Annotated in this window: 9 protein-coding genes; 5 read left to right on the forward strand and 4 right to left on the reverse strand. The window is 64.2% G+C overall.

Annotated features, from left to right (window positions below; all coding sequences use genetic code 11):
• Positions 1-60 precede the first annotated feature (60 nt).
• Positions 61-969, reverse strand: a complete 909-nt coding sequence (htpX, locus tag AC3A3Q_RS02285) for a protease HtpX (protein WP_200604663.1) — start codon at positions 967-969, stop codon at positions 61-63.
• A 106-nt stretch (positions 970-1,075) separates the two neighbouring features.
• Here htpX and gluQRS point away from each other — a divergent pair, with 106 nt between their 5' ends.
• The 3 genes from gluQRS (at position 1,076) to phaR (ending at position 3,556) form a co-directional block, all read left to right on the forward strand.
• The gene (gene gluQRS / locus AC3A3Q_RS02290; RefSeq protein ID WP_487584700.1) at positions 1,076-2,008 is read left to right on the forward strand and encodes a tRNA glutamyl-Q(34) synthetase GluQRS; all 933 of its coding nucleotides are present in this window, start codon (positions 1,076-1,078) and stop codon (positions 2,006-2,008) included.
• Positions 2,009-2,114: 106 nt separating this feature from the next.
• Positions 2,115-2,855, forward strand: coding sequence for an acetoacetyl-CoA reductase (gene phbB, locus AC3A3Q_RS02295; RefSeq protein WP_487584701.1), 741 nt, complete (start codon positions 2,115-2,117; stop codon positions 2,853-2,855).
• 194 nt (positions 2,856-3,049) lie between these two features.
• Positions 3,050-3,556, forward strand: coding sequence for a polyhydroxyalkanoate synthesis repressor PhaR (phaR, locus tag AC3A3Q_RS02300; RefSeq protein ID WP_487584702.1), 507 nt, complete (start codon positions 3,050-3,052; stop codon positions 3,554-3,556).
• 86 nt (positions 3,557-3,642) lie between these two features.
• On the opposite strand, the gene AC3A3Q_RS02305 is transcribed toward phaR, so the two are convergent.
• Both AC3A3Q_RS02305 and AC3A3Q_RS02310 read right to left on the reverse strand, forming a co-directional pair.
• Positions 3,643-4,554: a M48 family metallopeptidase gene (locus AC3A3Q_RS02305; protein WP_200604659.1), complete on the reverse strand. Its 912-nt coding sequence runs from the start codon at positions 4,552-4,554 to the stop codon at positions 3,643-3,645.
• Between the two features lie 61 nt (positions 4,555-4,615).
• Positions 4,616-6,469: an SUMF1/EgtB/PvdO family nonheme iron enzyme gene (locus tag AC3A3Q_RS02310; RefSeq protein ID WP_487584703.1), complete on the reverse strand. Its 1,854-nt coding sequence runs from the start codon at positions 6,467-6,469 to the stop codon at positions 4,616-4,618.
• An 86-nt stretch (positions 6,470-6,555) separates the two neighbouring features.
• Here AC3A3Q_RS02310 and rnd point away from each other — a divergent pair, with 86 nt between their 5' ends.
• Positions 6,556-7,659, forward strand: a complete 1,104-nt coding sequence (gene rnd, locus AC3A3Q_RS02315; protein WP_487584704.1) for a ribonuclease D — start codon at positions 6,556-6,558, stop codon at positions 7,657-7,659.
• A 554-nt stretch (positions 7,660-8,213) separates the two neighbouring features.
• Here rnd and AC3A3Q_RS02320 read toward each other — a convergent pair.
• Complete coding sequence (locus tag AC3A3Q_RS02320) at positions 8,214-8,471, reverse strand: hypothetical protein (protein WP_487584705.1); 258 nt, start codon at positions 8,469-8,471, stop codon at positions 8,214-8,216.
• 273 nt (positions 8,472-8,744) lie between these two features.
• Between AC3A3Q_RS02320 and AC3A3Q_RS02325 the strand changes: the two genes are divergently transcribed.
• Positions 8,745-11,606 (forward strand): phosphoribosyltransferase-like protein, encoded by a 2,862-nt coding sequence (locus AC3A3Q_RS02325; protein WP_487584706.1) that lies wholly within the window; start codon positions 8,745-8,747, stop codon positions 11,604-11,606.
• The last annotated feature ends 141 nt before the right edge of the window (positions 11,607-11,747 follow it).

Consider the following 11,747-nt stretch of genomic DNA (forward strand, 5'->3'; position numbering starts at 1 on the left):
ACGGTCAAGAAAAAGCCCGCCATACGGCGGGCTTTTTCGTTGCAGCCCGTTGAGCCTTGGTCAGCTCACCACGGTTCCGCGCACCTGCTCGAGCGGCGCGTTGCGCAGCGTCTGGATGCGCTCTTCCAGCGGCGGGTGGCTCATCAGCAAGCGACGCAGGCCATGGCCGACGGCACCGCTGATGCCGAACGCCTGGACGGTCTTGGGCAGCGTGCTCTCGCCGTAGGTCTGCGACAGGCGCTGCAGCGCGGCGATCATCTTGTCGCGGCCGGCCAGGCGGGCGCCGCCGGCGTCGGCGCGGAACTCGCGGTGACGCGAGAACCACATCGCGATCATGCTGGCGAACAGGCCGAAGATCATGTCGAGGATGAACACGATCACGAAGTAGCCGATGCCCACACCGCCCTCGCGGTTGCCGCTGATGAAGCTGTCGATGACGCGGCCAACCACGCGCGACAGCACGATCACGAACGTGTTGAGCACGCCCTGGATCAGCGCCATGGTCACCATGTCGCCGTTGGCAACGTGGCTGACCTCATGGCCCAGTACGGCCTCCGCCTCGTCGCGGTTCATTGCGCGAAGCAGACCGGTGGAAACCGCGACCAGCGAGTTGTTGCGGCTCGGACCGGTGGCGAAGGCGTTGATTTCCGGGCCGTCGTAGATGGCCACTTCCGGCATCTTGATGCCGGCGGCCTCGGCCTGGCGGCGAACCGTGTTGACCAGCCACTGTTCGGACTCGTTGCGCGGCTGATCGATCACATGCGCGCCGGTGGAGCGCTTGGCCATCCACTTGGAGGTCATCAGCGAGATAAACGATCCGCCGAAGCCGAACACGGTGGCCATCACCAGCAGGCCGCCGGTGTTGCCGAGGGTGACGCCGAAGTAGTTCTGCAACACCGCCATGACGATGCTGAGCAGGGCCAGGACCGCCAGGTTGGTGGCGAGGAACAGGGCGATGCGTTTGAACATGACAGGAACCTTTCGCGCACCATGCGCGTTACCAATGGAAAATGTGGCACGCTGGCGTTGAATTCAAGTGAAACCACGTACGCCCGCTTTGCCAGACGAGCCCGCAGTGTCCCCGACGCCTGCCCCCTACCGCGGCCGCTTTGCACCCTCGCCCACCGGCGACCTGCATTTCGGCTCGCTGCTGGCGGCATTTGGCAGCTGGCTGCTGGCACGCCAGGCCGGTGGTCGCTGGCTGGTCCGGGTCGAGGACCTGGACCCGCCGCGCGAGGTGGCCGGGGCCGCCCGGCGGCAACTCGAGACGCTGTCCGCATTCGGTCTGCACGCCGACGAGGACGTGGTCTGGCAAAGCCGGCGTGGCTCTCTCTACCAGGCCGCACTCAGCCGCCTGCTCGAGCGCGATCGTGCCTTCCACTGCCATTGCAGCCGCACCGACCTGGCCGTCGCCGCGGGCGTGCACCGCGCCTGCGTGGCGCGGCCGCCGCGCCCCGACCCGGCAGTTCGCCTGCGCGTCCCCGACGGCAGTGTCGTGGCCTTCGACGACCTCGTCGTTGGCCACTACCGCCAGGACGTGGCGCGCAGCGTCGGCGACTTCGTGCTGCGTCGCGCCGACGGCTACTGGGCCTACCAGCTGGCCGTGGTGGTCGACGATGCCGACCAGGGCATCACCGACATCGTCCGCGGCGCCGACCTGCTCGACTCGACCCCGCGGCAGATCCTGCTGCAAAAAGCGCTCGGCCTGTCGACGCCGCGGTACGCGCACCTGCCACTGGTGCTCGGGCCGGACGGACGCAAGCTGTCCAAATCCGACGCTTCCCAGCCGGTGGATCGCGAGCGCCCGCTGGCGGGCCTTCGCGCGGCCTGGCAGCGGCTGGGCCAGGATCCGTCCGTGCTCGCCGATTGCGACCACCTCCCCGACCTGCTCGCGCGCTCGGTCGCCGCCTTCGTGCCCGCCGCGATCCCGGCACAGACGGTCGATGCGCGCGAGTTGTCATTTGCCTCGGTCACCATGGCCGGACTGGACGCGGAGAACGGCGATTGACCTGGATATCGCCCGATTCGCGAGCGCACATTGCCGTCGCAATCAAACCCCTAGAATCCAATCGACCGGCCGCACCCCGGCGCCGGCAACCCAAGGAGACGACCCCATGCAGTCACGCGTAGCCCTGGTCACCGGCGGTACCGGTGGCATCGGCAGTTCGATCATCCAGCGCCTGGCGCAGACGGGTCATCGGGTCGCCACCAACTACCGTGACGAAGAGCGCGCGCGCGCCTGGCAGGAGAAGATGCGCGCCGCCGGCGTCGAGGTCGCGCTCGCCCCCGGCGACGTGTCCTCGCCCGAGCAGGCACAGGCCCTGATCGAACAGATCGAACGCGACCTCGGCCCGATCGAGGTGCTGGTCAACAACGCCGGCATCACCCGCGACTCGACCTTCCACCGCATGACGCCGATGCAATGGAACGAGGTGATTGGCACCAACCTCAACTCCTGCTTCAACGTCACCCGTCCGGTGATCGAAGGCATGCGCGAGCGCAAATGGGGCCGGATCGTGCAGATCAGCTCGATCAACGGCCTCAAGGGCCAGTACGGCCAGGCCAACTACGCCGCGGCCAAGGCCGGCATGCACGGCTTCACCATTTCGCTGGCGCGCGAGAACGCCCGCTTCGGCATCACCGTCAACACGGTGTCGCCGGGTTACGTGGCGACCGACATGGTGATGTCGGTGCCGGAAGAAGTTCGCGCCAAGATCGTCGCCGAGATCCCGACCGGGCGCCTGGGCACGCCGAACGAGATCGCCTACGCGGTGTCGTTCCTGGTCGCCGAAGAGGCGGCCTGGATCACCGGCTCCAACCTCGACATCAACGGCGGCCACCACATGGGCTGGTGACGCCCCGGCCCCCTTGTAGGAGCGAGCTTGCTCGCGACCGCCCGGTCCGGTTGCCGCGCGCAGACCGGCGATCGCGAGCAAGCTCGCTCCTACCACGACGCCCCCCATTCATGCCGCTGACCGCATGACACCTGTTGCAAGCCCTGCCGGCGTGCGCCATGCTGCGAAGCACCACGATTTAGAGCCAATGCTCCATGGCATCGATGCGCGTCATCAAGAAGTATCCGAACCGCCGGCTCTACGACACCGAGATTTCCAGTTACATCACCATTGAGGACGTGCGCCAGCTCATCGTCGACGGCGAGGAGTTCGAGGTGCGCGACGCTCGCAGCGGCGACGACCTCACCCGCCAGGTGCTGCTGCAGATCATTGCCGAGCACGAGCAGGACGGCGAACCGGTCCTGTCGACGCAGCTGCTGAGCCAGATCATCCGCTTCTATGGGGACTCGCTGCAGGGGTTCATGGGCAGCTACCTGGAACGCTCTATGCAGGTCTTCCTCGACCAGCAGCAGCAGTTCCGCAACCAGATGGGCGGCATCCTCGGCCAGACGCCGTGGGCGCTGATGAACCAGCTCACCGAGCGCAACCTGGCGATGTGGAACGAGTTCCAGCGCAACCTGTCGAGCACGGTTGGCCAGACTCCGAATCCGCCGGGCGCTGCCAACAGCAGCAGCAAGCCCAAGGCCGACACCAAGCGCTGATGCCTTTGCCGTTGTAGGAGCGAGCTTGCTCGCGAGAAGCCCGCCGGATGCGTTTCCGGGCAGAGCTTTCGCGAGCAAGCTCGCTCCTACTTGCAGTATTGCGCGCGGAACTGCTCCGCCTGCGGCATCAGCGACTGCAACACCTGGATACGATTGGCCGGGTCCGGATGCGTCGAGGCGAACTCCGGCGGACGCGCGCCACCCTCCAGCTCGGACATGCGCTGCCACAGCGGGATCGCTTCCTGCGGGTTGTAGCAGGCCGCCGCCGCCAGCATCAGCCCGACCTTGTCGGCCTGGGTCTCGTGATTACGACCGTAGGGCAGGATCAGGCCGTACTGCGCGCCGGCGCCCAGCGCCGCCATGATCGCCTGCTGCTGGCCCGGGTCCATTCCGCCCATCGCCATGCCGGCGGCCATCTGCCCCATCTGCACCAGCTTCTGCTGCGCCATGCGCTGCGAGCCGTGGCGCAACAGCGCGTGGGCGATCTCGTGGCCCATCACCACCGCCATCGCGTCGGCGTTCTTCGCCACCGGCAGCAAGCCGGTGTAGACCGCCATCTTGCCGCCCGGCAGGCAAAACGCGTTGACCTGGTCGGACTGGATCACCGCGACGTCCCACTGGAAGGCCTGGTGGTCGACCGGCACTTCCTGCTTGTTCTGCGCGGCCAGTGCCGCGGTCACCTGCGGCACGCGCGCGATCAGCCGCTGCGCGATCTCGCGGATCTGCTGACTGACCTGGGCATTGGCGGGCAACAGTGCGCCCTGCGCATTGGCATCGCCCAGCACTTGCTGGAAGGCCTGCGCACCTAGCTGCACTTCTTCTTCGGCGGTGGTGCCGTAGTGCGCGGTCTCGCCGGTGTAGGGGTCGACCTTGGCGCTGCCGAACCACTGCCAGGCGGCGTAACCCGCAAACAGGATCAGGATCCACCAGCGCATGCCGCCGAAGCCGCGCCGCGGGCGGCCCTGCTGTCGCGCACCACCCATGGGATCTATCCTCATCGCTGCCTCCTGGTCCGTCCTGGATCCGTGCATTTTAAGTCGACAGACGTGAGGTCCCCGTTCAGATTTCGCGCACCACCCGGAATCCGACGCGCCCGCTTGTCACATTGCCGTCGTTGCCCTGCCGCCATGCCGAACGCGTCTGCGCCGGCGAACTCGCCCAGGAACCGCCGCGCACCACTCTTGAACGGCATCCGGGGTTGAGCCAGGCCGCGCCGTCGCGCGGTGCGCGCCGGTAGGTGTCGTGCCAGCAGTCGGCGACCCACTCGCTGACGTTACCGCCCAGGTCCTGCACACCGAATGCATTGGCGCGGTAGCTGCCTACGGGCGCCGGCCCCCAGGCGCCATCGCCGTAGCCGGCGAACGCGTTGTTCCAGCGGCGACCGCTCGGCGACACGTCCAGGGCGCCGGTGAAGTTGCCCGTGCGCACCGGCGGCGTGCCATCGCCCCACGGATAGCGCCGGGCGTTGCCGGCGCGCACCGCGTATTCGAACTCGGCCTCGCTCGGCAGCCGGTAACGCTGCCCGGTCTGCGCCGACAACCACTCGGCGTAGGCGATCGCATCCTTGGCGCTGATGTGGACCACCGGCAGGTCGTCGCGGGCCGGATTGCCGGCGTAGTCGGACTGCCAGTCGACGTTGCCGCGGCGCACGAAGTTGCCGCTGCGCTCGTCGTAGGCGTTGGAATAGCCGCGCCGGGTGGCGCGCGCACGGTGCTTGCTCGCGGCCATGAAACGGCGGAACTCGCCAACGGTAATCTCCGTGCGCGACATGGCAAGGCCACGCTCGAAACGGATGTTGCGCAGAGGCCGTTCGGCATCGCTGGAATCGATCTCGCCCTCCGGCGCGCCCATGCGGAAGGCGCCGTGCGGGATCACCACCAGTTGCGGCCCGCGGCCACCGCCCTGCATCGCGTCGGTGAAGGTCTGCCCGGGGCGGAACAGGCCGTAATGCGTGGCCAGGTCGATTCGTTCGCGCAGCTCGCGCGCGGCCGGGTCGCCGGCCGGGGCGATCCGCAGCATCACGGCCAGCAGTCGCCGCGCTTCATCGACGCTGGCATTGCGGGTCAGCACGGTGATGCCGGCATCGCGCAACGCGTTGACGCGGACGATGCGCTGCATCGCCACGCGAGCGCGGGCATCGTCGACGCTGGAAAAGCCGGGGCGCACCTTCGCCGCGATGTCGAGTTCGCGCTGGGCGCCTTCGTAGTCGTCATGGTCGGCGGCGACCTCGGCGCGTCGAATCAACGCGCTCTCGACCGCGGCGATGCCCTGGTTGGCGCGCTGGTCGCCCGGGCGCAATTCCAGCGCCTCGTGGAAATACGCCAGCGCCGTGTCGTCGCCACCATCGACGCCGAGGCGACCGGCATTGAGCGCTTCCTCGCCGAGGCGATTGGCTTCCTGCGCCTGGTCGGACTTGTCCAGGCGCGCCAGGTAGGCAACCACCTTGGCATCGTCCGGCGCGACGGCACGCGCGACCGCGGCAACCTCGTGCGCGCGGCGCAGCGACAGCGGATCGCGGTCGATCGCCGCGAGCGCTTCGTTGCCCTTGCCGAGCAGACTGGTCATGGCGCGGCGCATCCCCGCCTGTACCGCGGCATCGTCCGGCGCAAACCGGCCCAGGGCGAGGTACAGCGGGATCGCATCGGCGGCGCTGCCGAACAGGCGCTCTTCCTTCAGGGCCTCGGCGGCGTCGGCCTTGAGCTCCTTGAAGTTGGTTTCATTGACCTCGACCGCCGGCGCGCGCCACGGCGGCACCGGCGACACCGCCTGGTCGGCACTGATGGTCACGATCGGCGCGCGTGCGCCGGCGGCTTCGCGGGACGAGCCGGACGGCTCGCGCGAACAGCCCGACATCACAGCCAGCATGGCGGCGAAAGCCAACAACGGTGCGCGCAATCGTCCTCCTCGCCTCATGCCGGGACACTTGGGTGCGTCGAAAGTAGGCTATTGTCGCCCGCCCCGGCAACCTCGCCACCCCCTTCCCCGCTTACCATCCCCACATGCCTGCCGCCTGGATCACCGACCCCGCCGCCCTGCGCGCCCACTTTGCTACGCCGCCGGCGCGGATCGGACTGGACACCGAGTTCATCCGCGAACGCACCTTCTGGCCGCAACTGGCGCTGGTGCAGATCTCGATCGAGCGCGGCGACGACGAGCCCGAGATCCTGCTGGTGGACCCGCTCGCGCCCGGCATCCTCGCCGCGCTGACGCCGATCCTCGCCGACGAATCCATCGTCAAGGTGATGCACAGCCCCAGCGAAGACCTGGTGGCCTTCCGTCATTCCTGCGGCGTGGTGCCCAAGCCGCTGTTCGACACGCAGCTGGCGGCCGCGCTGGCCGGCATCGGCGCCGGCCTGGGTTACCAGAAACTGGTGGAACAGTTGACCGGCGTCACCCTGGCCAAGGGCGAGACACGCTCGGACTGGTTGCGCCGCCCACTGTCGCCGGCCCAGCTCGAGTACGCCGCCGACGACGTGCGTCACCTGTTCGAGATGCACGACCAGCTACAGCATCGTCTGCAGGAGCTGGGTCGCAGCGAATGGCTGGCCGAAGACGCCGCACGCACGGTGATCAACGCCGAGAACGAAGGTCCGGAACGCTGGCCTCACGCGACCATGCGCAGCGCCCAGTTCCTCGAGCGCGACGCACAGCTGCGCCTGTTGCGCCTGCTGCGCTGGCGCGACACCTACGCGCGCGACAACGACCGCCCGCGCACCTGGATCCTCGACAACGAACTGGCCGTCAACCTTGCCCGCAACCCGCCGATGGACCGCGCCGGCTTGCAGCGCGATCTCGACGCGCACCCGAAGGCACCGCGCAAGCTGGGCGATGCGGTGTGGGCTGCCTTGAATACGCCGCTGCCGGATGAAGCCGACGCACCCGACGCCAACCAGGGCGACAACCGCGACAAGCAGCGGTTGCGCAAGTTGCAGGATGCGGTGGCCGCACGCAGTGCCGAGCTTGGATTGCCGGATGGCGTGCTCGCCTCGCGGCGGTGGCTGGAGGCGCTGCTGGATCGCGGTGAGTGGCCGGATGCGCTGTCGGGCTGGCGCCGTGAGGCGCTGGAGGCGGGGATTGGGCCGCTGCTAGCGGGGCAGGACTGAGGCCTGGGCGCCAAATGGGGACACCCGGGACCCGGTTGGCACGAGCACAATCCCTCGCTAGACTTCGGACGTACGTGGGGCGGTAGCTCAGCTGGGAGAGCGTCGCGTTCGCAATGCCTCTTTTGGACAGATTGATCGAAGCGAATTCGCCTATCGGAACAAGGACATTCTGAAACACCCGCCACGCGCGGGTGTTTTCGTAAGTGGCATGCCTGCCGGGACGACACGATCGCCGCGCGGCTCGATCCGAAACCTTGGACCTTACTTGGTAGCCGGCCCTCGCCTTCGCAATGCCTCTTCGGGGCTGCTTGATCGAAGCGAAGTCGCCTCTCGGGCAAAGGACATCCTCAAACACCCGCCATGTGCGGGTGTTTTCGTAAGTGGCAGGCCTTCCGGGATGACGTTCGCAACACATGACACCCACCTGCACACATCAGCAGCGCGCTGGGGCAGCGAGCGCTTCCTGAAGCACTGACCCAACACACACCGGAAGAGCCCAGGGGCCGGCCAAAATCAACGGGTAAATTTCTCCCCTCGACCCCTCGCCCCCTCATCTAGGGCCCCTGAATCACCAGCACTGACACAAACAGTGCAAACAGCAGGAACTCCACAAGCGATTGAACAACCGGAGTCGTCTTGGACCAAGCATTCACTGCCCTACTCATTCCGAACACCACCGCTGCAATTACCTTTGGCCGAACAGCGTCGGGCGGATCATTTATATCCGACACCTCTTGTGGAATCAGGAGAATCAACGAACAACCAAACAAAATCAGCCCCAGAATCTTCCAACCAAGCTTAGATCCCTTCATCACTCAGACCTCGCTTCGCGGCTCAGCTCCATCGAGCATATCTTTCCGCTGTCGTTATAGACCTTAACCTCGTGCGTATCTATTGTTTGCTCTTCCTTCTCGGAAAACAGGGGTCAGGTTCGTTTTCTAAGTCGCGTCCGACTTACCGCTACGCACCCAACAGCAGGGCGCCTGGGGCAGTGAGTGCTGACTACAGGCCCAGGCGCCTACCCTCCATGAGTTCACCGACACAGAGATAACCACAAGCAGGGCTTCAGATCGCGCCAGGAGCCCTTGCGGGCGCTCGCTGCTTCCGGCCTACGTGCGGTGACCCACGGTGCAGTTTGCAAGATCCTCGCGCCGTTGCGGACTGCGTTCTCCGATATCGACGCTGGGCTCAACAGTAAGAAGCCCATACTTGGCGCCCTCAATCACAGCGTCGTCCGCACCTACTGTGCAGCATTTGACGCCCAGATGGTCAAGGCGACCGTCGAGGAAGTCTTCTTCAATTTGAAGAATGTCCAGGCAACAGGCCCGTCGTTGCTCAATGACATTGAGGCGTGCAAGGCGGCCATAGATCGTGGTTGGAAGGCCGCAAAGGAGAATGGAACGTTCCTTGCTCTAGACTACCTTGGGCCATTCCTGAGCTCGGTCACGGCGGCCCTCGACTGTTTTGTGCAGGCGAGTAAGGGGCGATTCACTACGGCATTGCGTGCAGGATTTAACTCCGCATTGCAGAAGAAGTATCCGCTTCACGAATCATCTCGAGATCTTCAGATCCTGGTTCCGTTTTCCAATCTTGGGCCGGGATTGGCGACCTCCGTGAGGGTTACGACAGCTTCGGACGCGGACGTTGTCGACGTGTCGAACAAGGTGATCCACCTCGGAAATATTCCTCCGGGGGAGTTCGCGGTGGCAATCGATCTCCGCATGGTCAAACCAGCGACATCGGTTTGCCTAACAATGCTGTTGGAGTGGGGTGAGATAGGCGAATCAGCGGAGCGCTCAATCGCTTTTGAGGCTGAAATATTGGGGCAAGCCTCAGATGTTGATTGGGCCTCGAAGGAGTATTGGCAGCCCTACAGCAGCGACCCGGTGGAGGGGGAGAATTTTGTAGGTCGTCACGAGAAGGTTAGGTCTCTAGCCGCCAAGCTCCTCCGCTTTCCGATGGAGTCCTTCTACATCACGGGCCAGAAACGCGTAGGCAAGACTTCACTTGCGCTCGCATGCATTGAATTCGCCAAAAGTCACTCACCTGGCCTCACGATTGTGTCCTCCTATAACCTATGGGGAAGTTTCGCGCATGAGGATCCGCGAAGCTCCCTGGAGGCGCTTGGACGTGAGATCGAGGAATTGGTGAGGTCTTCGATCCCATTGCTGCGCGATGGCCCGCGCATTGAATTGACAGGCTCCCTATCTGGCCTATCTAAGCTCTTCGATACCGCTCACCAAATCGACTCAGCACGCCGATTTGTCATCGTGGTCGATGAGTTTGATGAGATTCACCAAGAGCTGTATCTCCAAGGCAACCTGGCCGAAACATTCTTTGCAAACTTGCGGGCGCTATCACGCTGTAAGAACGTTAGCATCGTACTCGTAGGCGGCGAAAACATGCCGTTTGTGATGGAGCGACAGGGCCAAAAGCTCAACAACTTTTCACGGATAAATTTGAGTTACTACGACCGAGAAAGGGAGTGGGTTGATTTCCGACTGATGGTAGAAGCACCGACTGGAGACGTCCTTAGCTGGCATGAGGACTCCATTGGTGCAATTTTCAACATCTCCAACGGCAATCCCTACTTCGCTAAGATCGTCTGCTCGCAGACATTAGAGGCCGCCGTCCACACGCGCGACACTGATGTTACGGCGCGCGAGATCGAACGTGTAGCACAGACGCATATTTCGACGCTTGGCGCCAACTCGTTTGCCCATCTTTGGCAGGACGGGATTCCAAAGCCAATGGCCGAGAGAGAACCCGACATTCTCCTCAGAATTAGGGGTCTAGTAGCTCTCGCCAGATGCACCCAACTGGGATTACCGACCACGCTTTCAAACATCTTCGAAAGCCGGAGCTCCAGCGATCTTTCGGAGTCGGACACAGCGACGGTGCTCCGCGACTTCGTTAGGCGAGATGTGCTCTCAGAGAGTGGAGGGCTCTTTCTCTTCAGGTTACCAATCTTCGAGCAATGGCTTGTCGACGTCGGAGCGAATCAACTTGCAGCGAATTCGCTCACTGCGGAGCTTGCCAGCATGGCAGTGCGCGAGGAGATGGAAGCATCGGTTCGCTCTGAGGAGATCGCTCGCCTCGTGCAATCCTGGCCCACCTACCGCGGCCGTCACGTGGGGAGCGAAGAAGTAAAGGCCTGGCTTCAGCAGGTGAGTAGCTTGAAGGATCAGCGCCTACTATTCGAACTAATCAAGCGGGTTCGCCTTTTCACGGATAGCCGGATGCGCGAGATGCTGGAACAGGCGTTTAGCTTTCTGCAGCCCTTGCCGGAGTTTGTGATCAGGAAGCGGTCGGACCGTCGCCAGAACGTAATCGTGACTTATGTTGACGGCGAAGGTAAGAGCGGACCAAGTTGCGCATCAATATTCGCAGAGGCGAACATGATCTCGGGCGAATGCATCTTCCCGCCGGGCGAGTTTGATAGGCGAATGAAACGCCATATGTCAGGCGGTGGGGCTGCGGATGTAATTGTAATTGTCGATGATCTGGTCGGGACGGGAAAATCACTTCTCGCGAACACCGAGAAGTTCTTGGCCGAGAACCAGGGCAGTGTAAGCCTGCAAACTCCGGTGCGGATTATCTCACTAGTTGCCACTCGATCAGGCCAGAAGTACGTGCTCGATGGCCTTCAGAAGTTGCGGCATGACAACATTGATTTCCGCCCTTGTGAGGTGCTTTCTGAGGACAGTTACGCGTTTTCCGAAGATCGCCGCGGGTGGGCCTCGGTGGATGACTTTGATCGCGCAAAGTCGCTTTGCGTCGACATAGGGAAGCGCATCTACAAGCAGAGCCCGCTCGGTTACGGCGGAATGGGGCTGATGGTTGTGTTTCCCACAAACTGTCCGAACAACACGCTTCCCATGCTCCATAGTCCGTCACGGGCTGGCGCCGCCGCCTGGAAACCATTGTTCCCTCGGGTCACGCATTAGCTCCACCAGACGTGGAGCGCCGCGAGGCGTCCGCGCCCGACCCCACCATGATGAACACCGCCCGCACTAGCGGGCGCGAGCAATCCCGACTTCTGCGAGCACCCTATGCCGCTTCGCAATGCGACCCGCAGCGCTTACTCG

This window comes from Lysobacter sp. Soil_C_59, assembly GCF_057656415.1.